The organism is Aeromonas bestiarum (assembly GCF_028751155.1).
GTDB classification, from domain to species: domain Bacteria; phylum Pseudomonadota; class Gammaproteobacteria; order Enterobacterales; family Aeromonadaceae; genus Aeromonas; species Aeromonas bestiarum.
Map to the genome: position 1 here is coordinate 1,884,422 of NZ_CP064746.1, position 20,398 is coordinate 1,904,819.

A 20,398-nucleotide genomic window follows, 5' to 3' on the forward strand; every position below is an offset into this window, starting at 1 on the left:
GGCGGCTTCTCGTTACACTGTGCCATCTTTTGCCTGAAATAAGGACCCCCCTCTGCCCGGCGAGATGGCCTGCGTGCCCGGGGGATGTTTCCACTGAGATGAGGAATGCCTGATATGGCCGGAACCAGTTTGTTGGCCCTGCTCGATGATATTGCCAGCGTGCTTGATGACGTGGCCCTGATGACCAAGGTGGCGGCCAAGAAGACCGCCGGCGTGCTTGGGGACGATCTCGCCCTCAATGCCGAGCAGGTCTCCGGCGTGCGGGCCGAGCGGGAGCTGCCCGTGGTGTGGGCCGTGGCCAAGGGGTCGTTTCGCAACAAGCTTATTCTGGTGCCCGCCGCCATCGCCATCAGCGCCCTGGTGCCCTGGCTCATCACCCCCTTGCTGATGCTGGGGGGCGCCTACCTCTGCTTCGAGGGGGCGGAGAAGCTGGCCCACAAGTTTCTGCCCCACGAGGCGGCAGAGAGCGAGCAACACAGGGGCCCGGTGCCGGACGATCTGGTGGCTTTCGAGCAGCAAAAGATAAAGGGGGCCATTCGCACCGACTTTATCCTCTCTGCCGAGATCATCGTCATCGCGCTCGGCACAGTGCAGGGCAGCAGCCTGGGCCTGCAGATCTCCGTGGTGGCGGGCATAGCCCTGCTGATGACGGTCGGGGTCTATGGCCTGGTGGGGCTAATCGTCAAGCTCGACGATATCGGCCTGCACCTGCTGCAAAAGCCCGATGGCGGCCCCTTGCGCCGCGCCGTGGGGCGGGGCCTGCTGGTGACGGCGCCCCGTCTGATGCACCTGCTGGCACTGGTGGGGACCATCGCCATGTTCATGGTGGGTGGCGGCATTCTGGTGCATGGCTGGCCCTTCGCCCATCACCTGGTTGAAGCTGCGGCCGCCGCCCTTGCCACCTTGCCGTCCGTGGGCGCCGTGCTGGCCGCGGTGACGCCGACCCTGCTCAACGCCGTGGCCGGTGTGGTGGCGGGCATGGTGCTGGTGCTGGCCATGACCCTGGTGAGCAAACTCAAACCCGCCAAATAACGGCGGTCTGTCCACTGTTTGTACACGGCCGACAGAGGCCGTCGCAGATGTGATTGTTCGTCTTGTTTGCTGACTCGGATGGGGGCTGGGCAAGTGCCGGTCCCCTTCGTACTATCCGAACTGGCACCAGCCCACAGAGGCGGGGCCACATGACATGGATGCAAACAAACAAGGACTATCATGAACCCACCCGTTTGGCTGGATGATCACATCTATGCCGCCCCCGATTGCCCGGCGATCGACGCTGATTTCCAGCGTGCCCGCGAGACCCTGAACAGCCTGCAGCACTTGCTGGATGAACTGCCCAAGACCACCGACATTAATGCCTTGCGCCACCTGCTGCGGGCCATCAGATCCTGCTGGACCGACGTTTGCCGGCTGGCCTGGAACAGCCAGACTTATGCCTATAACCGGCTTAGTCGCAATGGTCGCGACGAAGCGGCGCGTGCGCTGCTCTCCCGTGGTCAGCAGTTGCAGGCGACCCTGGCCCAGCTCAGCAAACCTGTGGCCCTGTTCTGGGCAAGCGCCCCCGAGGGGCAGGTGCGGGCCCTGTTGCAGGATCCCGAGCTGTTCGAGCTGGCCTATGCCATCCGTCACGACAGGCGTCAGCAGGATCAACGGCTCTCCTTGGAGAGCGAACAGCTGATCGCGGGGCTGGGAGTGGATGGACTGCAAGGCTGGGGGGATCTCTACGACGGCCTGGTGGGCCGGCTCAGGCCGGTCGTGGACGGAGAGCCCATGGGGCTGGCCCAGGCGGAAAATCTGCTGGCCCACCCGGAACGGGCGCGTCGTGCCAGCGCCTGGCACGGTATTCAGGCCGCCTGGCAGGCAGAGCAGGAGACGGTGGCCGCCATCCTCAACGCCATCAACGGCTGGCGCAACGAGCTCGCCGCCCAGCGTGGCAAGGTGCACAGGCTAGATGCGCTGGATGTCTCCTGTCATCAGAGCCATATCGAGCGCGCCACCCTGGATACCCTGATGACCGAGGCTGACGCCCACAAGACGCTGGGGCGGCGAGCCCTGCGCGCCATGGCCAGCGCCCGGCAGATCAGCGATTTTGCCCCCTGGGATCTCTATGCCCCGGCGCCCGCCGCGACTCCGGCCTCGCTCAGCTTCGAGCAGGCGCTGACCCTGGTGGCCGATGCCTTCGCCGGCTTTGACCCCGAGATGGGGGCCTTTGCCCGCATGATGGCCGACAAGGGCTGGATTGACGCGGCCCCCAGCGCAAACCGGCGCAGCGGTGCCTACAGCACCGAATATGCCGATCCCCCCGAGCCTCGGGTGTTTCTCACCTTCGAGGGCACCATGGACAACCTCATCACCCTGGCTCACGAGCTTGGGCACGCCTGGCACAGCTGGTTGCTGCGGGACTTGCCGCTGGAGCAGCGCGACTACCCCAAGACGCTGGCCGAGACCGCCTCCCTGTTTGCCGAGGCCCTGGTGCGCGATGCCCTGTTGGCCGCCACCGACAAGATGGAGCCGCGCCGGGCCATCGCCTGGCTGGATGGGGAGCGCGCCGCCAGCCTGCTGCTCGACATCCCCGCCCGCTTCACCTTCGAGCGGGCGCTGGTGACGGCGCGGGAGCAGGGCTATGTGGGGGCAAGCCAGCTGCGGCAGATGATGAAATCCGCGCATCAGCAGTGGTATGGTGACACTCTCAGCCAGTACGACGAGCTGTTCTGGGCCAGCAAGTGCCACTTCTCCATCGCCGATCTCGGGTTTTACAACTACCCCTACCTGTTCGGTTATCTGTTCAGCCTGGGGCTCTATGCCCAGAAGGAGCGGGCCGGGGGCGAGTTTGCCCAGGCCTATCGCGCGCTGCTCACCGACACGGGCCGCATGAGCGCCGAGGATCTGGTGGAGAAACACCTGGGGGTCGACATTCGCGAACCCGCCTTCTGGCAGGAGAGCCTGCGCTATGTGGAGGAGGCGGTCGACCGCCTCGAGCGACTGGTGTGACGGGCTGGCCCATCTGATCGCACGGGTTGATCAGACCGGCCGTTCGGGGTCGCCCCGGCGGCCCCTGTTTCTTTCGTGGCGGGCCCGCAGCGGCCCAGCCACGCGCATTTCACCCAGGGCAGCCTCTGCCCCCTGATATTGATGACGAGCGTTTGATGCAGCAACGAATCTACCCACAACAGTGGCACAACCAGCATATCTATCCCGCCCTCGACTGCCCCGAGCTGGACGCGGACATGAGCCTGGCCCGAGCCAACCTCGCCGAGCTTGCCGGTTTTATCGACGGTCTTGAGCAGGTGTTGGGCAACGCCGACGCCTTGCCCGATTTTTTGCGCGAAGTGCGTCTGCGGGCCCAGCGGATCCGCAATATCGGCTGGAACGTCGCCATACTGGCGGCCTGCAAGGGCAGTCAGGACGCCCGCGATGTGCTCGCCAAGCAGCTGGCTTCCCGCGCCCGCGCCCTCAACGCCGATCTGTTCAAGACCCTGGCCCCGGTGGAAGATCTGATGCTGGGACTGCCCGAGCCCGAGTTTGAGCGGCTGATGCTGGATCCCTTGCTCGGAGAAGAGGATTACCGGCTGCGCCATGAGCGCCGGCTGCAGGATCAGCGCCTGCCGGTGGAGGCAGAGCAGCTGGTGATCGGGCTTGGCACCGACGGGCTGCACGCCTGGGGCAACCTCTACAACGATCTGGTGGGCAAGATCCGCCTCGTGATCGACGGCCGCGAGATGGGACTGGCCGAGGCCAGCAACCTGCTATCCAGCCCGGTACGGGCCCTGCGCCGGGAAGCCTTCGACGCCATCAGTGCCGGCTGGGAAGGGGAGCAGGAGACGGTGGCGGCCATCCTCAATGCCCTCAACGGCTGGCGGCTGGAGCTTTCGCGCCAGCGCGGCAAGCAGCGTGTGCTCGATGCGCTGGATCTCTCCTGCCATCAGAGCCACATAGAGCGCACCACCCTGGATACCCTCATGGCCGAAACCTATCACGCCCGGGGTCTGGGCCAGCGGGCGCTGGGGCTGATGGCGAAGCGACTCGGCATCGACGATCTGGGGCCGGAGGACTTGTTTGCACCGCCCCCGGCCGCCAGCAGCCGCGAGATCCCGTTCGAGGAGGCCATCGAGATCATCGCCGAGGCCTTCGCCCGCTTCGATCCCGAGATGGGGGAGTTTGCCCGCATGATGGCCGAGAAGGGCTGGATCGATGCGGCGCCGAGCCCGAACCGGCGTACCGGTGCCTACTGCACCAAGTTTGCCGATCCGGTGGAGCCGCGGGTCTTCATCACCTATGCCGGCACCATGGACAACGTCATCACGCTCGCCCACGAGCTGGGTCACGCCTGGCACAACTGGCTCATTCGCGATCTGCCCATGAGCCAGCGCAGCTACCCCATGACGCTGGCGGAGACTGCCTCCATCTTCGCCGAGACCCTGGTGCGCAGCGCCCTGTTCGAACAGGCGCAGACACAGGAGCAGCAGCAGGCCATCGCCTGGGCCGAGGCCGACGGCGCCGCCACCTTCCTGGTCAATATTCCGGCCCGCTTCGACTTCGAACAGGCGCTGGTGACCGCCCGCGGACAGGGCTATGTGTCGGCTGAGCGGCTCAAGACCCTGACCGACGAGGCGTGGGGCCGCTGGTATGAGGGGAGCCTCTGCCGTTACCACCCCATGTTCTGGGCGGCCAAGGCGCACTTCTCCATCGCCGGGCTCGGGTTTTACAACTATCCCTATCTGTTTGGCTATCTGTTCAGCCTGGGGGTCTATCAGCAGTTGATGAGCCGTCAGGCGGCGGGGGAAACGAACGTGGCCGGGGCGTATCGCGCCCTGCTGCGCGATACCGGCCGCATGAGCGCCGAAGATCTGGTGGCAAAACACCTGGGTCAGGATATCCGCGAGGCTGCCTTCTGGCAGGGCAGCATGGCGCTGGTGGCGGCAGCGGTGGATCGCTTCGAGCAGACCTGCGGCTAAGGGGACTCTGGCACGTGAAGGCGCCGCCGGGCAGTGTATCTGCCCGGCGGCTTTTTTATGGCCGGGGGTCGACCGGCCGGACCGGGCCCACCAGCAGGGGGCGAGGCTGGTGGCTGAGATCCGGCTGGTAGCCGTTGAAGAAGAGATTCAGCAGCACCGAGCTCAGGGTCGCCAGCAGGATACCGCTGTGCAGCAGCGGCTGCAGTGCGGCGGGAAAGTGCTGAAAGAAGTGGCCGGAGACGGTGGGGATCATGCCTATTCCCAAGCTGATGGCGACTATGTAGAGGTTGTGACGGTTGCTGTTGTAATCGGCCCGCGCCAGGATGCGAATGCCGGTGGCCAGCACCATGCCGAACATGACGATGCCGGCGCCGCCGAGCACGAAGGGGGGAATGGAGGCGACCATCAGCGACATCTTGGGGATCAGGCCAAAGGCGAGCAGTATCCCGCCCGACATGACACAGACCCAGCGGCTCGACACCCCGGTCACGCTCACCAGCCCGATATTCTGGGAAAACGAGGTGTGGGGGAAGCTGTTGAAGATGCCGCCAATCACGGTTCCTATGCCATCCACCCGCAGCCCCCGCACTATGTCGCCCCGGCTGGCCGGGTGACCGACTATGTCGCCGAGGGCCAGAAACATTCCCATGGATTCGATGAAGGTGATCAGCATGATGACGGTGAGGGTGGCGATGGAGATGGGATCGAAGGTGGGCCAGCCGAAGGCGAAGGGGACTATGGGGGCAAACCAGGCGGCCTCATCCAGGCCGGTCAGGTTCACCTCGCCCATACCGATGGCGATGACGAAGCCGAACAGTATGCCGAGCAGCACCGAGATGTTGCTGAAAAAGCCCTTGGTGAAGCGGGTCACCAGCAAGATGAAGGCCAGCACCAGGAAGCTGGTGCCTATGTAGCGCAGGCTGCCGTACTCGGGATTGCCCTTGCCCCCGGCCATCCAGTCGATCCCCACCTGCATGATGCTGATCCCGATGGAGGTGATCACCACACCCGTCACCACGGTCGGGAAGAGCGGCATCAGGCGACCGACCAGGGGCACCAGCAGGGTGGAGAGGATCCCGGCGGCTATGGTGGCACCGAAGATGCCGGTCAGCCCCAGATCCGGGTTGGCACCTATGGCCAGCATGGGCATGACGGCGGCGAAGGTGACCGACATGATGACCGGCAGCCGGATCCCGGCAAACCGGCCTATTCCCAGACACTGCAGCAGGGTGACGATGCCGCAGCAGAATAGATCCGAGCTGATGAGATAAGAGATTTGATCCTTGGGCAGCCCCAGGCTGCCGCCTATCACCAGCGGTACCGCCACGGCGCCTGCGTACATCACCAGCACATGTTGCAAACCCAGGGTAAAGAGCTGGCCGGGGGGGAGCATGCGTTCCACTTCATCGACGGGGCGGCGGGTGGTCCTCCCGGGGGGATTGGTCTGGTTCATGAATACCTCACTCCTTGCGGCCCGACCGGCACGGCCGGGCAAGATGGGGCTGGCTGCCCCGCTCAGGGACCCGGGATGGGTTGGACAGGGGGACGAGCGCCGATCCTGTGCGCGCAGGCATCATGGTCGGCGTGGATGGCCAGCCCGGCTGCGCACCCATGGAGGCGGATACTGCACAAAACGTGCGCATTGGCTTGGTAGTGATGCGCCTGCCGGTGGTTTTGTGGACGGGATCACAGGGTTGACAAGCTATGGATGGCAATCGTTTGCTGGCCCGCAAGACGGGCTCTCACATTGGTAGCCGGCGTATCATTTCTGCCTTGTGGGCTCTCACTTTGATACTCGCGCGGGGGAAAGGCCCCCTCAATCTGGTTTCATCCGCAACTGGAGGCGTGATCCAAAGCAAGAAAGTGGGATGTTTTGGTGGCGCAGGGCCCCGCCGCTGGGGTAGGTTCGATAGAACCGACACAGTTTTTGAGGTCTTGTCCATGATCATCTATCTGCATGGTTTTGATGCCACCAGCCCCGGCAATCATGAAAAAGTGCTGCAGTTGCAGTTTATCGATGATGATGTGCGTTTCGTGCACTACAGCACGGTTCATCCCCGTCATGACATGAGCCACCTGCTCAAGGAAGTGAAGAAGCAGCTCGACATGAGCACGGACCCCAAGCCCCTCATCTGCGGGGTAGGGCTGGGAGGCTACTGGAGCGAGCGGATCGGCTTCCTGTGCGGCATCAAGCAGGTGATCTTCAATCCCAACCTGCACCCCGAGATCACCATGCAGGGCAAGATAGACAGACCGGAAGAGTACGAGGATATAGGCACCAAATGTGTGTCTGAATTTCGTAGTAAAAATTCAGGAAATTGCCTCTGCATCCTTTCCGTTCAGGATGAAATCCGCGATAATGGCGAAACTGAGCGTGAATTGAAGAATTATTACAACATCGTGTGGGATGAGCGAGAGACTCACAAGTTCAGGAACATCTCTCATCACCTGCAACAGATGAAGGCTTTCAAGGAAGCCTGATTGATCGTCACGTCATGGATTCAACTATCAAGGGAGCCGATGGCTCCCTTCGCTTTAATGGAACCGAGGTAATTAACCATGACCAATATTGTTGTCGTCGGCGGCGGGGCCGGCGGTCTGGAGCTGGCCACCAGCCTGGGTCGCAAGCTGGGCAAGAAGAACAAGGCGAAGATCACCCTGGTCGATCGCAACCGTACCCACCTGTGGAAACCCCTGCTGCACGAAGTGGCCACCGGCTCCATGGATGCGGGCATCGATGCCCTGAGCTACCAGTCCCATGCCAAGAATCATGGTTTCGATTTCCAGCTGGGCAGCCTGACCGACATCAAGCGCGACGAAAAGCGCATCGTACTGGCGAAGATCGTCGACGATAACGGTGACATAGTGGTCAACGAGCGGGAACTGCCCTACGACATCCTGGTGATGGCGATCGGTTCCGTGTCCAACGACTTCAACACCAAGGGCATCAAGGATCACTGCATCTTCCTGGACAGCCCCTCCCAGGCACACCGCTTCCACAACAGCATGATGAACCGCTTCCTGCAGTTCGCCACCGAATACCAGCCTGGTGACAAGGTGAAGATCGCCATCGTCGGCGGTGGTGCCACCGGCGTCGAGCTCTCCGCCGAGCTCTACAACGCGGTGGAGCAGCTCTATGCCTACGGTTTCAAGAACCTCACCACCGACAGCCTGAAGGTGAGCCTGGTGGAAGCGGGTCCCCGCATCCTGCCGGCGCTGCCGGAGCGCATCAGTGGCGCTGCCCATCAGGAGCTGGTGAAGCTGGGGGTGGACGTGCGTACCGCCACCATGATCACCGAAGCGACCAGCGAGGGTCTGCACACCAAGGATGGCGAGCTCATCGAAGCGGATCTGATGGTGTGGGCCGCCGGCATCAAGGCGCCGGACTTCATGAAGGATATCGCCGGGCTCGAGACCAACCGCATCAACCAGCTGGTGGTGAAAGAGACGCTGCAGACCAGCCGTGACGAGAACATCTTCGTCATCGGTGACTGCGCCGCCTGCCCGCAGCCGGATGGCAAGTTTGTGCCGCCGCGCGCCCAGTCCGCCCACCAGATGGCGACCCAGGCGTGCAAGAACATCCTGGCCAAGCTGGAAGGGGGCGAGATGAAGCCCTACCTCTACCACGATCACGGCTCGCTGGTGTCGCTGAGCCGCTTCTCCACCGTGGGCAGCCTGATGGGCAACCTGATGCGTGGCTCCATGATGGTGGAAGGCTACATAGCCCGCATGGTGTACATCTCGCTCTATCGGATGCACCAGGTCGCCCTGCACGGCTACGTCAAGACCGGTCTCATCATGCTGGTGGGTCGCATCAACCGGGTGCTGCGCCCGACCCTGAAGCTGCACTAAGCCGCTTGGGGCAAACGTGCCGGGGCGGCAATGGCCCCGCGCACAATGAAAAAGGAGAGGCCAAGGCCTCTCCTTTTTTGTTTCAGGGATATCAGGAGGCGTCCACCTGCAGGGTGCGAACCTCGGTGAGGGCGGCGGTGAAGAAGAGCCGCGCCAGCTCAGGATCCCCTTGCCCGGCATCGCGGGCGACGTTGGCAATATCGCCGCCGAGCAGGGTGATGGTGTTGCCGACCTTGCTCACCCGATCGATGAGGGAACCGAATTGCTGGGAGAATGCCGTCGTCTGGCCGAGAAAGCCTTGCTGACGCTGGATCTGCCCCTCAATCTGGTTCACCTGTCCCTCCAGACTGTTCACCTTGTTCTGGGTTTGCGTCAGGGTGACGGCCAGGGCGATGAGGCCCGGCAGCCCCAGCAATCCCAGCCCCAGCAGGTAGAGCTTTTTCTTGTTGAGGGAGTCCAGCTCCTGACGTGCCCCGGCCAGGTTGGATTGCAGCCCGGCTATGGTGGCTTGCAGCTCCACGCCGATCCGTTGCAACGCTATGTTGTCTTGCGTGATGCGATCGTTGGCCGTCTGGCTGGCGGTCAGGGTCTGGGCGGTCAGCGTCTGGATGGGGGCGATCTCCTGCTGGACCAGATCGACGAATGCCTTGAGCGCCTCGGGGTTGAAGGGGCCGGTATTGGCCAGCTGTTGCGTCAGTTGCACCTCCAGGCGCGCACCAAACGCCAGGACCTGCTGCTGCATGGTTTGCACCTGGGGCAGCAGCGCCGCGACCACCTCCTCGACGTTCTGCTGGATGTTGACGGCGTTTTGCGGCAGACCGGTGAAGGACTGAATGACGGCTTCGGCCTGCTGCATGTTGGCAATGGATTGAGAAAGAATACCGTTGCTCATGGGCTCTCCTTGATGGAAGAGGGCGGCCTGGCCGCCCTCCCGTGGTTTAGGCGGCCAGACGGCCGACGAAATCGGCTATGGTGGCGGTCGCGGGCACTTGCATGGGGCTGACGCCGGCCATCTGAGCCTTGATGGTGTTCACGTCGACGAGCACCGTCTTCACTGTGGTGTCGGCGGCGGTCAACCAGAGCTGGCGGATGTCGTCGCCGCTGGTGATGCCCTTGTCCAGATCCGTGATCAGGCTGCCGAGATCCGAGGTCAGGGCGTCCCAGGCATTGCTCATCTGGGTCGCGGCATTGACCGCGTTTTGGGCCTGTACCTGGAGCCCTTTATAACCATTACCGATCTGGGTAGCGATCAGTACCTCGCTGTTGAGGTTGCTGCGCTTCTGGTACAGATCCTGGCGGGCGCCCAGCGAGTTGTGCAGCACTATGGAGCCTGCCGTGATACCGGCGGCGCCTGCCACCATCATGGCGACCCCACCTATTACCACAGGTGTCGAGGTGCCGGCGGTGACGAAGTCGGCCACTGCGCCTATGGCAGTGACGAAGGCGCCGCCAATCACCAGCAAGCCCCCAACCACTATGCCGGCGATGGCACCGTCGATGGCCGCGTTGACCTTGTCGATGTCACCGTTGAGCTGAGCCAGCACCCCGTTGTCACCCTGCACCTTGCTGTTGAGGTTCACCACTATGCCCTGGAAGTTGCGGGAGTCGGTGATCAGATTGTTGTTGAGATCCAGGATAATAAGACGGGTATCGGAGGAGACCTTGTGGTACTCGGTGGCCTGTTCCTTGATGACGTTCAACTGCCTGAGCCACTGGGCCTTGGTGGAACCGGGAGGAAGCACGGTCGGGATGGCATTTTGCAGGGCGTAGTAGTTGGAGATGTTGCTGATATTGGTGATGATCTGCGGCTGGATCTGGTTGAGGTACAGATCCGCATGCCCTTTGGCGACGTCCAGTCCCTGGTTGATCTGGGTCTGGTTGTCCTTGAGGTTCGGGAACTGGCTGAAATCCACGGACACCTGTTGCTTGACGCTGTTGCAATAGGTCTGGATCTGCAGCGCCTGACCGGCCTGACCGGCCATGCTCTGATCCATGGAAATGGTTGCATTTATCATGTCTATCGTCCTTTTGTGGTGGGGTTAAGCATCGGGCAGGACGCCGTTGCCGGCGTAGGCGGTCTTGATGTCATTCACCTGATCGGAGAGCTGTTGCCAGGATTGGGTATCCAGCGCCAGGGTGCGCCTGAGCAGACGCACATCGCCGTCGTTGCTGAGGTCGGCCACTATGGGGACGGCGCTCTGATAGGCGTCGGCCACCTTCTGCCAGCCCGAGGGCAGGCCGGTGATCGCCCGGGCTACCGTCTCGTAGGTGCTGACAAACAGCTGGTTCTGGGCCTGCACCGACTTTGCGACTGTCAGCATGGCGTTGGTCTCGGCCAGCGCCTGGTAGGCCTGAGCCAGTTTCTGGGTATTGGCCTTGAGCTCCTTGGCCGCCAGGCTGGCACCGGCTATGCCGGATGACAGGGCCTGGATACCGGAGATCATGTATTGGGTCTGCTGGTCTGATCCCTTGGCCGTGCCTTGGCTAGCGGCAGGCTTGGCGGCGGGTTTTTCCTCCAGCGCCAGCGAGGTCACGATAGCGTGGCCCAGTTGGCTGACACCCTCACCGGCCTTGCCACCCTCATCGACAATGGCCTGAATGTTTGCCGCTATGGCCTGGTTCAGTGCGTCTATGGCCTTGGCCTGGCGCTGGGCATCGGCGATCAGATCCTGCTCGAGCTGAGTGATCACCCCCAGGAAGTTGTCCATCAGGGGACGCAGCGAACCCCAGGCGGCCTGAACCCGGGTGTTGAGCGTCTGGGCCAAGAGCCGGTAACTCCGGGCCTGATCGGCCAGCGAGGTCAGCTGCTCTGCCAGCTTGGCTCGCCCGGCCAGCACGGCCGCATCGTCATCCTGGCCGAGCAAGCGGTTGAAGGCCGCGACCAGGGCGTAGAAATTCGAGCCATAGCTCATCAGATGGATAAGGCCAGGCAGGTTGTCTTGCTGGTAGTAGCGTGCCTGGTTGAGCATCTGGGCCTGGTAGGCCTCAATCTTGACTGCCAGGGATGAGTCGAGCTCACTCCTGGCCAGGGACTGCTGCATCAGCAGCAGATTGGCATAGCTCTGGTTGAGCAGGGCCGGCGAGGCCGCAGACAGGTAGGCTGCCAGCAGGCCTTGATCCCCAAGATCCAGGGTGGTGATTGTGGTCATGGTGTGGCCTCCGCACGGGCTTCGGCGAGGTGGCTTGCGTGGAAAGGTACCCGTGTTGAAGGGGTGGGATGAGGTGGTCGGGTGTCGAGCTGCATCATGATGCTGTCCTCGTGACGAAGTGGGTCAGTCTCCGGCGTCGGGCCGGGACAGACTCACCCTATGGAAAGGCAAAATGGGCCACAACTGACACTTCTATCACTTGATGTTTGGGCCAGATCGGCTATTGAGGGGGCGCTTGGATGCTTATCGTGCAGCTTGCTCAGCCTTGTCTCCCGTTGCTTGATGCCGCAGGATCCAACTGGTCGACTCTCTACGGATCCTGCCCCTCGAAACACAGACAGCAGTGATCCACAGACACGCATCGAGTCTGTTTTCTTGCCTGGAAACTGTCGCTGCTTTAGGCTGTCTACCCAGTGAATCGATAAGGAAACCAAGATGATCCTCTCAACTACCCCCACCCTGGAAGGCAAGACCATTCGTGAATATCGCGGCATAGTCGTGGGTGAAGCCATCCTCGGCGCCAACATCTTCAAGGATCTGTTTGCCGGGATCCGCGACATCATAGGCGGCCGCTCCGGCGCCTACGAAAAAGAGCTGGCCCGTGCCCGCGAGATTGCCTTCGATGAGCTCAAAGAACGTGCCTCCGCCCTGGGTGCCAATGCCGTGGTTGGCATCGACATCGACTACGAGGTGGTGGGGCAAAACGGCAGCATGCTGATGGTCAGCATCAGCGGAACCGCCGTGCTGGTCTGATCCCTTGAATACACTGAAAAACCGGCAACCTTCTGCCGGTTTTTCAGTTTCTGCGTCCCGGCGTGGCGGGATGGCAGCCGATCCGCCGCCTGTGCTTGACGGTCAGCCGCTATACGCAGTACGGCTTATGCCCGCCATACTTGACACAAGAGAGGACGGTCTGGAGGTCAATCATGTTCCATATTCGCTGGTTATTGTTGTGGTGCTGGCTGGGCAGTGCCGTGGGGGCGAGCATTCAGGCGGTGACAGAGGAGCTTCCCCCTTACAACTACCGGGATAGGGATGGTCAGGTCACAGGGCTCTCGGTGGATATGCTGCACCGAATGCTGGAGGTCAGCGGCATCACGCTCGACAGCAAGGGGATACAACTCCTGCCCTGGGCGCGGGCCTACCAGATGGCGCAGTATGATCCCGATACCGTCATTTTCAGCATGATACGGCTCCCGGAGCGGGAGGCGCTCTTCCATTGGATTGGCCCAATCGGTCCTCGCGTCATCTGGTTTTATCGCCTGGCAAACCGTGACGATCTGGTGGCCAGCCAGCTAGCCGAGCTGGCTCCCTGGCGGATTGCCGTGGTGCGCGACTCGGCGATGGCCCGTGAGCTGTCGGGAAAAGGGCTCAATCTGGTATTGGTACACGACGAGGATGACAAGTTTCGCATGATGTTGCGCGGGAGGGCAGACGTGGCCCCTGCCATGCAGATGGGGGCCGCCTATCACATAGAGACATTGGGGCATCACTACTCGGATTTTGTCCCCATGTTCCAGTTTCAGGAGACAATGTTGTTCTACTTCGCCTTCAGCCGCAACACGGATGACGCCACCATACAGCAGCTTCAGAAGGCATTCGATCAGATGCGCAAGGATGGCTCCTACGAGAAGATCACCCAGAAATGGGTGCGCCGTTTCTGGGTTAAACCGACCAGCGAGTGAATCACTCCGCGTGCCCGTGCCCGGCCTCAATCCCCTGATCACCAACCGGCTGGAGCCGGGCAGCACCTTGGTTCTGCCATCTTTTCCAGGTGTCTTTAGGGCCATGACATGGCTATTATGAGTCCTTTCTTGTGGGCGCCATGCCCTGGATGGTCATAATCGGAACAGGACGTCTTGCGATGACATCACTCAAGCCGCCAGGGCTCAAACCTGGCGACACCATAGGTTTTTTCTCCCCTTCCAGCGCAGCCACGGCCTGGGCGCCACAGCGCTTTACTCGCGCCAGGGCGTTTTTGGAGGCGCAGGGCTTCAGGCTCAAGGCGGGCAGCCTGACCGGCCAGCAGGATCACTGGCGATCCGGCTCCATAGCCGCGCGGGCAGCCGAGCTCAATGCACTCATTCGCGATCCAGAGGTGCGTTGCATCATGTCGGTGATCGGCGGCAGCAATTCCAACTCCCTGCTGCCGTATCTCGATTACGAGGCGCTGAAACGGGACCCCAAGATCATCATCGGCTACTCGGACGTGACGGCCCTGTTGCTCGGCATTTATGCCAAAACCGGCCTGGTTACCTTCTACGGGCCGGCGCTGGTGGCCTCGTTTGGTGAATTGCCGCCGCTGGTGGACGAGACCCTGTCGGGCTTTCGCCAGATCTGCCAGGCCGGTGGCGCCGTCGTGCCTCATACCTTGCCGACCCCGGCGCAATGGACCGACGAGCGGCTGGATTGGGAAAACCAGACCCGGGCCAAGCAGTGCCTGCCCAACCGGCTGATCTCGGTGGGATCGGGCAAGGTGCGGGGCAGGCTGATCGGCGGCAACCTCAATACCCTGGCGGGGATCTGGGGCTCCCCCTATATGCCGGCCATCCAGCAAGGGGACATTCTGTTGCTGGAAGACAGCCTCCATTTGGCAGAGACGGTGGAGCGCTCATTTGCCCACCTCAAGCTGTGTGGGGTGTTTGATCGCATCGGCGCCCTGGTGCTCGGCAAGCACGAGCTGTTCAACCAACAGGGCAGTGGCAAGCGGCCGCTCGATATTCTGCTGGAAGTAGTGGGGGAGCCGGCCTTTCCCATACTGGCGGAGTTTGACTGCGCCCACACCCACCCCATGCTGACCCTGCCTCTTGGCATAGAGGCTGAGCTGGATCTCGATGCCCAGAGCCTCACCCTGTGCGAGCCTTGGCTGCGTTAGCGGCCGTGTCAGCTCAGAGCACGGTGCAATAGCAGCGCGCAATCCAGACCAGAATGCAAAGAGGCCGCAACAGCGGCCTCTTTTACGTTCTCAGATCCGGGATCAGGGCAGGGCATCCGGCCGGAAGCTGGCCCGGATCTGCGGCACCAGGGGCGAGACGTCGAATCCCTTCTCTTCACCCAGTACAGGGTGGAGCAGGGCCAGATCCGGGATCGGGGTCAGATCCCCCGCCAGCAGCTGGCGGGTGGCCTGGCCCATCTGGTAGAGCTGGCGCACCGGGGCAAACTGGGTCGCGAGGTTGAGGGCACCATCATCGCGGGCAAAGGCCATCATGGGGATCTGGTAGGTGGCATCGCGAGGCGGCTTGTCACCGTGAATCCCCTTGCCCGCCGACATCAGAAACGGCTGGTGATCGCCAAAGGCCACCACCAGATAGCGCTTGCCGGACTGGTCCAGGGTCTTGAGCAGCCGCTCCAGCGAGGCCATGGCATCCACCACCCCGGTGTAGTAGGTGTTGAGCAGCTGGCGCTCTGCCGCGCTCTGATCAGGACAGGCCTTGTCGAGTTGCTGGGCCTGATAGCGATCCCCGTCGAAGGGGCCGTGGCCCTGCATGGTGACCGCATAGGCAAACAGGGGCTGGCTATCCTGTTCGCTGCGCCTGAGCAGGTGATCGATCAGCGCATCATCCGAGATATAGAGCCCTTTATGTTCGAGCGTGGTGAAGCGGGTATCGAACCAGCGCTCCTCGTAGCCAAGGGCCGGGATCGCCTTGGCGCGGCCCCAGAACTTCTCCACATAGGGGTGGGCAAACAGGGTCTTGTAGCCACTTTGCCTGGCGCTTTGCGCAAGGCCGGGCACCTGCTCCGAGAGGTAGTAGTAGGGCACGACCCCCTGCTTGAGCAGGCCCACTGGCAGGCCCGTGTTCATCTCGAACTCGGCCAGTACCGTCATGCCGCCCGTGGTGGGGGAGTGGATGGTCTTGTGCCACTGCTGCACGCTGGCGGGCAGGCTAAGGGTCGGGGGAGGGGCGCAGATCTTGCCTTGCCAGCCGAGCCAAAGCGACTCGTACTGCAGCACTATCACCAGATCGAAGCGGGGGGCTTGCCCCTGGCTCGCATGGCTGAGCTGGGGAGTGAGCTCGTTGATCTGCAAGGGGTAGCGAAACACGCTGCCGTTTTGCAGCATCTCGTCCACCAGGTTGAACAGATAGAGGCCGGGGCCGGCCCGTATGATGTCCCTGTGATAGTTGACCGCCCTGTCCACGTAGCGAATGTTGGCCCCCAGCAGCTTGTTGCCGGTCTGGGTGGCGAATACGCACAGGGCAAAGAAGGCGGCGGTGGCGGCCAGGGTGCGCAGGATCCAGCGCGACAGGGCGAAGCGCCAGCAGAGAAACAGCAGCAGGCCGGCGCCCAGCACTGGCAACACGGGATGTTGTTCCAGCAGGATGCGCAGCAGCGCCAGCAGGTTGCCGAGATCGTCCCCCCCGAGCGGCACCCCGTAGATGGCGATCTTCATGAAGTTGGCGAGCAGGCCTATGCCGGAGAGGGCGGTGAATACCAGCCCCATGTAGAGGTTGAAACCCGCCAGCGCGCAGAGGCTCCAACCCAGCACCATGCTGCCCCAGGCGAGGTAGTAGTGCTCGGGCCTGAAACCTGACCAGAGCAGAAACTCCCCCAGTTTGAACACCACGAAGCCGTGCAGCAGCACGAAGGTGAGGTTGCCGAGCAGCAGGCTGCCGATGACTCGCCAGCGCAGGCTGCGTCTGAGGCGGGGCAGCACGGTTCTGAGCACGGCGGCGCTCAGGGCCAGCACCAGCACCAGGCTGGTGAAGAGGTAGCTGAGGTTGAAACCCTGCTCCGGCAGGGTCTGCAGGATCTGGCTGAACTCGGCGCTCTCGGGTCTCTCCTTGAGCAGCAGGCCGATCCGCAGCTGATAGCGGCTGGCGAGGGCATCGTCGGGCGCCCGCAGTGTGCTGTTGAGATCCAGGGTACAGCGGGTTTTGCGGCACACCTGGCGCTTGTCTACCGGCTGATTCAGTTGATCGATCCGCTCACCCCGTTCGTTGAGCAACTCCACCCGTACCTTGTCCCCCTCCTGCAGCGGCTTGAGCAGTTGCCACTGGGTGCGCACCACCAGGTAGAGGCCACGGCTGTCGCTCTTGTAGAGCAGGGCATGACGGGTGAGGGTGGCGATCGGCTGATCGGCAGGCCCCAGTACCAGCGGCTGGGCCCGGCCGAGCCAGCTGCCGGGATTGATCTGCGGCAGTATCAGGGTCAGCAGCAGCAGCGCGGCCAGCAAGCCAAGCAGCAGGGAGGGCAGACTGGGTACCCTGGCTGACAAGCGTGCTGAAGAGGGGACTTTCATATGAGCTCATCCTTTGAGCGAGTGATGACGGCGACTGGTTGCTGCATTTAATTTGACCCGATGGTGAGGGGCTTGTTCCTTGTTGTCAATTTAATGACCAGACAATGAATATTTCATGACCATGGATCCATGCAAACTGTGATCCGGATCGGACGGCCGCACTCATTCTGTGATGAAAGCGTCATCATGACGCTTTGCCTCTGGTCTGCGCCTGCCTTGCTGCTTAGTCTCTCAATAATGATGGAGGTGCATGTATGAATCCCAAGGTAGCGGCACGTCAGGCAAGATTGCTCCGCATGCTGGAGAGCAAGGAGGAGATACGGATCGGGCGCGAGCGGGATTGCCCCTTGCCACTGGCGCAGCTGGTGAGACTCAAGGAGGATCATCCCGCCGTGATCAAGGTGTATCGTCACGGCCTCACCGCCGAGGTGTTTCACCTCAAGGTGGAGGGACATCACTGGTGCCTGAAACGGCGCAGGCACGACTCCCTGGTGGCCAACGTCGACGGCAAGACCGCCTTCCTGACCGAGCTGGAGCGGCGGCGCGAGATAGAGGCCCTGCGCGAGTTGCACCCCACCATTCTCTCCAATGTGGTCTGTACCTGCTTCGGCTCGGCCCGGGCCGGGGTGCTCATCTCCCCCTGGCTGCGGGGCGTGCCTGTGCATGATCTCAACGAGCGCAATCTGGCGCAGATGCTGGCGGTGCAGGCCGAGCTTGCCCACTGGGGCTGGTTTGACTGGGATCCGAGCCCGGGCAACCTGCTCGACGATGGCCAGCAGATCGCCGTGTTCGACTTTGGTTACATGTGGCCGTTCGATCCCCGTCATGAATTCAACTCCAACGGCCTCTCCGATCCCCAGTTTCATGTGCCCGAGCGGCTGGAGACCCGCACCCTCTCCGGCCTCTGGCTCGACGAGCCGGATCCCCTGCCGCAGTTTCGCTACTGGCGCGGTCTGTGCCTGGCCTGGGTGCAGCGCGAGCTGCAATACCTGGCCCGGGAGGGTGCCAGCGCCCCCGTGCTGGCCCGCTTGCAGGGCTTGCAGGGGGAGTGGCGCTCGGCACTGGCCAGCGACGCTGCGCTGGCCGCCAACTGGTGGCGCGACATGTATCGCAGCCACAGGCTCGACATCCAGGATGATCTCAGCGGCAAGAGCTGCGGCCCGCTCACCCTGCGCCGGCTCGACTGGCTGGAGCGGGCTGTGACCGAGCACTTCGCCGAGCTGGCGGACAACCTGGGGCCGGACGAAGCCGGGCTCGATCAGGCGACGCTGCTGGCCCGACTCGCTGGCCTGCGCGAGGCGATCCGCGCCTGTCTGCTGCCGGTGCCCACCCTGGCGGGCTAGGCTATCTGCGTCTATGACCTTAGCCGCAACGAAAAGAGGGGCACCCTGGGTGCCCCTCTTTCATGCGGTGTCAAACCTCGGCTGGCTCAGTCGAGCAGCTCCTGATGGAGGCGGTTGACTATGTGGCCCGCCTCCTCTTCCTTGACCAGGAAGCAGAGGTTATGGGCGCTGGCGCCGTAACAGATCATGCGGATGTTGTGCTCGCGGATGGCGTCAAAGACCTGACTGCCCACCCCGGCCGCCTCGCTCATGCGGTTGCCGATGAGCGCCACCAGGGCCAGCCCGGTCTCGACCTTCACCTTGCACAGCTGACCCAGCTCGGCCAGCACCTTGTCGCTCAAGATGGGCTCGCCGTTGCTCTGGCTGCCGGTGTGATCCAGGGTCAGCGACACGCTCACCTCCGAGGTGGTGATGAGATCCACCGAGATGCGGTGACGGGCCAGGATGCCGAACACCTCGGCCAGGAAGCCATAGGCGTGGAACATGTTGAGGCTGTGGAGGGTGACCAGTACCTGCTGGCGGCGCAGCGCCACGGCGCGAAACAGCGGGCTGGTGCGGGTGCTGGCGCGGATCCAGGTGCCGCCGGCCGCCGGATCCTTGCTGGAGCCGACAAACACGGGTATGTCCTGGCGTACCGCCGGCTGCAGGGTGGCCGGGTGCAGCACCTTGGCGCCGAAGGTGGCCATCTCGGCCGCCTCGACGAAGCTGATTTCGGGGATGGGGCGGGCGCGGGTGACGAGGCGCGGATCCGTGGTGTAGATGCCGGGTACGTCGGTCCAGATCTCTATGCTGCCCGCATCCAGCGCCTCGGCAAGCAGGGCGGCGCTGTAATCGGAGCCGCCCCGACCGAGCGTGGTGGTGCGGCCATCGGCATCCGAGCCGATGAAACCCTGGGTGATGATGAGGCTGTCGCCGAGCAGGGGGCCCAGTGCCTGCTGGCAGAGGACGCGGGTGGCGGCGAGATCCACGGTCGCCTTGCCAAAGCGGCTGTCGGTGCGCATCAGCTGACGCACATCCTGCCAGTGAGCCTTGACGCCGCGCTGGCGCAGCAGCTCGGTGAAGAGGCGAGTGGACATCAGCTCGCCGCAGGCGATGAGGCGATCGGCCAGCTCGGCATCCGTATGCTGACTGGCCTGGCGCGCCATGGTGCGGATCTCGCCGAGGGTGGCATGGATCAGGGTGCTCAGATCGCTTGGGTCACCCAGCGCCGTCAGTATGGCCTGCTGGATCTCGGCCAGTTTGGCCAGCTGCGCCTCCTGGCCCGTCTCGTCCAGATCGCCCTGGGCCAGGGCCACCAGCAGGTTGGTGACGCCGGCACTGGCGCTCAGCACCACCACCCGGGTCGCCGGATTGGCTAGCACCACATCGGCGCAGTTGTTCATGGCCGCAGCCGTGGCGACACTGGTTCCGCCAAACTTGGCGACATTGATCGGGCTCATTGCATACTCCTGTCTTAATTTAAAAATCCGGATCCATCGGGCAAAAAGAGAGGAGGAGGCTGAAAATGGCAGGAATGAGAGAGGCTATCCCGGCCAGAAGCACTCCACCCGCAGAGCCCATCCCGTACCAGCCCCTTGTGGGGCTCGGTGGGGGATGACCACTACCGATGACAACCCGGGGGATTCAGCCCCCGCAGCCGACGTTGAGGTATCCAGTTGCCTCACTCGTCTCGGCGCTGCTCCCCCTGACCCAAGTTCATCGGACTCTGGCGTCCTCCCTCGGGCTGCCTGGGCAGCGCTCCTCTTCTGGCTCCACCGCAGGCGGTGGAGTGCAATTAGAAATACCCTGCGCTGGATTGCACTGTCAATCGAGATTGTGAAAAACTTAACAATCGGCGGCAACCAGACGCAAGATCAATAA

15 protein-coding genes and 1 riboswitch are annotated in these 20,398 nt (G+C 62.8%); of the genes, 9 read left to right on the top strand and 6 right to left on the bottom strand.

What is annotated here, in order from left to right:
• Window positions 1-114: 114 nt before the first annotated feature.
• From IU367_RS08795 to IU367_RS08805, 3 genes are all read left to right on the top strand, one after another.
• Window positions 115-1,032 (top strand): DUF808 domain-containing protein, encoded by a 918-nt coding sequence (locus tag IU367_RS08795; RefSeq protein ID WP_274454057.1) that lies wholly within the window; start codon window positions 115-117, stop codon window positions 1,030-1,032.
• A 180-nt stretch (window positions 1,033-1,212) separates the two neighbouring features.
• Window positions 1,213-2,991 carry a M3 family oligoendopeptidase gene (locus IU367_RS08800; protein ID WP_274454058.1) on the top strand — a complete coding sequence of 593 codons (1,779 nt, stop codon included), beginning with the start codon at window positions 1,213-1,215 and terminating at the stop codon, window positions 2,989-2,991.
• A gap of 155 nt (window positions 2,992-3,146) precedes the next feature.
• Window positions 3,147-4,955, top strand: a complete 1,809-nt coding sequence (locus tag IU367_RS08805) for a M3 family oligoendopeptidase (RefSeq protein ID WP_274454059.1) — start codon at window positions 3,147-3,149, stop codon at window positions 4,953-4,955.
• Between the two features lie 55 nt (window positions 4,956-5,010).
• On the opposite strand, the gene IU367_RS08810 is transcribed toward IU367_RS08805, so the two are convergent.
• A complete protein-coding gene (locus IU367_RS08810) occupies window positions 5,011-6,408 on the bottom strand; it encodes a nucleobase:cation symporter-2 family protein (protein WP_274454060.1) in 1,398 nt (465 codons plus the stop codon).
• A gap of 488 nt (window positions 6,409-6,896) precedes the next feature.
• Here IU367_RS08810 and ycfP point away from each other — a divergent pair, with 488 nt between their 5' ends.
• Window positions 6,897-7,436: an alpha/beta hydrolase YcfP gene (gene ycfP / locus IU367_RS08815; RefSeq protein WP_043556158.1), complete on the top strand. Its 540-nt coding sequence runs from the start codon at window positions 6,897-6,899 to the stop codon at window positions 7,434-7,436.
• A gap of 78 nt (window positions 7,437-7,514) precedes the next feature.
• Window positions 7,515-8,807, top strand: a complete 1,293-nt coding sequence (locus IU367_RS08820; RefSeq protein ID WP_098983822.1) for an NAD(P)/FAD-dependent oxidoreductase — start codon at window positions 7,515-7,517, stop codon at window positions 8,805-8,807.
• 91 nt (window positions 8,808-8,898) lie between these two features.
• On the opposite strand, the gene IU367_RS08825 is transcribed toward IU367_RS08820, so the two are convergent.
• Genes IU367_RS08825 through IU367_RS08835 form a run of 3 tightly spaced genes read right to left on the bottom strand, consistent with a single transcriptional unit; the run spans window position 8,899 to window position 11,956 of the window.
• The gene (locus tag IU367_RS08825; protein WP_098983823.1) at window positions 8,899-9,699 is read right to left on the bottom strand and encodes a hypothetical protein; all 801 of its coding nucleotides are present in this window, start codon (window positions 9,697-9,699) and stop codon (window positions 8,899-8,901) included.
• Window positions 9,700-9,745: 46 nt separating this feature from the next.
• A complete protein-coding gene (locus IU367_RS08830) occupies window positions 9,746-10,822 on the bottom strand; it encodes an HBL/NHE enterotoxin family protein (RefSeq protein WP_043141162.1) in 1,077 nt (358 codons plus the stop codon).
• A gap of 24 nt (window positions 10,823-10,846) precedes the next feature.
• On the bottom strand, window positions 10,847-11,956 hold the full coding sequence (locus tag IU367_RS08835) for a hypothetical protein (RefSeq protein ID WP_274454061.1): 1,110 nt from the start codon (window positions 11,954-11,956) through the stop codon (window positions 10,847-10,849).
• A gap of 435 nt (window positions 11,957-12,391) precedes the next feature.
• On the opposite strand from IU367_RS08835, the gene IU367_RS08840 reads away from it, so the two are divergent.
• The 3 genes from IU367_RS08840 (at window position 12,392) to IU367_RS08850 (ending at window position 14,831) form a co-directional block, all read left to right on the top strand.
• Window positions 12,392-12,709, top strand: a complete 318-nt coding sequence (locus IU367_RS08840) for a heavy metal-binding domain-containing protein (protein WP_043556151.1) — start codon at window positions 12,392-12,394, stop codon at window positions 12,707-12,709.
• Between the two features lie 173 nt (window positions 12,710-12,882).
• On the top strand, window positions 12,883-13,641 hold the full coding sequence (locus IU367_RS08845; RefSeq protein WP_103470551.1) for a substrate-binding periplasmic protein: 759 nt from the start codon (window positions 12,883-12,885) through the stop codon (window positions 13,639-13,641).
• A gap of 179 nt (window positions 13,642-13,820) precedes the next feature.
• On the top strand, window positions 13,821-14,831 hold the full coding sequence (locus tag IU367_RS08850; RefSeq protein WP_274454062.1) for a S66 family peptidase: 1,011 nt from the start codon (window positions 13,821-13,823) through the stop codon (window positions 14,829-14,831).
• Window positions 14,832-14,933: 102 nt separating this feature from the next.
• On the opposite strand, the gene IU367_RS08855 is transcribed toward IU367_RS08850, so the two are convergent.
• Window positions 14,934-17,195: an LTA synthase family protein gene (locus IU367_RS08855; protein WP_274454063.1), complete on the bottom strand. Its 2,262-nt coding sequence runs from the start codon at window positions 17,193-17,195 to the stop codon at window positions 14,934-14,936.
• Window positions 17,196-17,449: 254 nt separating this feature from the next.
• Here IU367_RS08855 and IU367_RS08860 point away from each other — a divergent pair, with 254 nt between their 5' ends.
• Window positions 17,450-18,538 carry a protein kinase family protein gene (locus tag IU367_RS08860; RefSeq protein WP_274454064.1) on the top strand — a complete coding sequence of 363 codons (1,089 nt, stop codon included), beginning with the start codon at window positions 17,450-17,452 and terminating at the stop codon, window positions 18,536-18,538.
• Between the two features lie 86 nt (window positions 18,539-18,624).
• On the opposite strand, the gene lysC is transcribed toward IU367_RS08860, so the two are convergent.
• Window positions 18,625-19,977: a lysine-sensitive aspartokinase 3 gene (gene lysC / locus IU367_RS08865; protein WP_241326120.1), complete on the bottom strand. Its 1,353-nt coding sequence runs from the start codon at window positions 19,975-19,977 to the stop codon at window positions 18,625-18,627.
• A gap of 89 nt (window positions 19,978-20,066) precedes the next feature.
• Window positions 20,067-20,291, bottom strand: a riboswitch (Lysine riboswitch).
• Window positions 20,292-20,398 lie beyond the last annotated feature (107 nt).

Excerpts from the sequence above, each read along its gene's own strand:
- IU367_RS08795 (WP_274454057.1), top strand. The coding sequence starts at position 115 with ATGGCCGGAACCAGTTTGTTGGCCCTGCTCGATGATATTGCCAGCGTG.
- IU367_RS08800 (WP_274454058.1), top strand. The coding sequence starts at position 1,213 with ATGAACCCACCCGTTTGGCTGGATGATCACATCTATGCCGCCCCCGAT.
- IU367_RS08805 (WP_274454059.1), top strand. The coding sequence starts at position 3,147 with ATGCAGCAACGAATCTACCCACAACAGTGGCACAACCAGCATATCTAT.
- IU367_RS08810 (WP_274454060.1), bottom strand. The coding sequence starts at position 6,408 with ATGAACCAGACCAATCCCCCCGGGAGGACCACCCGCCGCCCCGTCGAT.
- ycfP (WP_043556158.1), top strand. The coding sequence starts at position 6,897 with ATGATCATCTATCTGCATGGTTTTGATGCCACCAGCCCCGGCAATCAT.
- IU367_RS08820 (WP_098983822.1), top strand. The coding sequence starts at position 7,515 with ATGACCAATATTGTTGTCGTCGGCGGCGGGGCCGGCGGTCTGGAGCTG.
- IU367_RS08825 (WP_098983823.1), bottom strand. The coding sequence starts at position 9,699 with ATGAGCAACGGTATTCTTTCTCAATCCATTGCCAACATGCAGCAGGCC.
- IU367_RS08830 (WP_043141162.1), bottom strand. The coding sequence starts at position 10,822 with ATGATAAATGCAACCATTTCCATGGATCAGAGCATGGCCGGTCAGGCC.
- IU367_RS08835 (WP_274454061.1), bottom strand. The coding sequence starts at position 11,956 with ATGACCACAATCACCACCCTGGATCTTGGGGATCAAGGCCTGCTGGCA.
- IU367_RS08840 (WP_043556151.1), top strand. The coding sequence starts at position 12,392 with ATGATCCTCTCAACTACCCCCACCCTGGAAGGCAAGACCATTCGTGAA.
- IU367_RS08845 (WP_103470551.1), top strand. The coding sequence starts at position 12,883 with ATGTTCCATATTCGCTGGTTATTGTTGTGGTGCTGGCTGGGCAGTGCC.
- IU367_RS08850 (WP_274454062.1), top strand. The coding sequence starts at position 13,821 with ATGACATCACTCAAGCCGCCAGGGCTCAAACCTGGCGACACCATAGGT.
- IU367_RS08855 (WP_274454063.1), bottom strand. The coding sequence starts at position 17,195 with ATGAAAGTCCCCTCTTCAGCACGCTTGTCAGCCAGGGTACCCAGTCTG.
- IU367_RS08860 (WP_274454064.1), top strand. The coding sequence starts at position 17,450 with ATGAATCCCAAGGTAGCGGCACGTCAGGCAAGATTGCTCCGCATGCTG.
- lysC (WP_241326120.1), bottom strand. The coding sequence starts at position 19,977 with ATGAGCCCGATCAATGTCGCCAAGTTTGGCGGAACCAGTGTCGCCACG.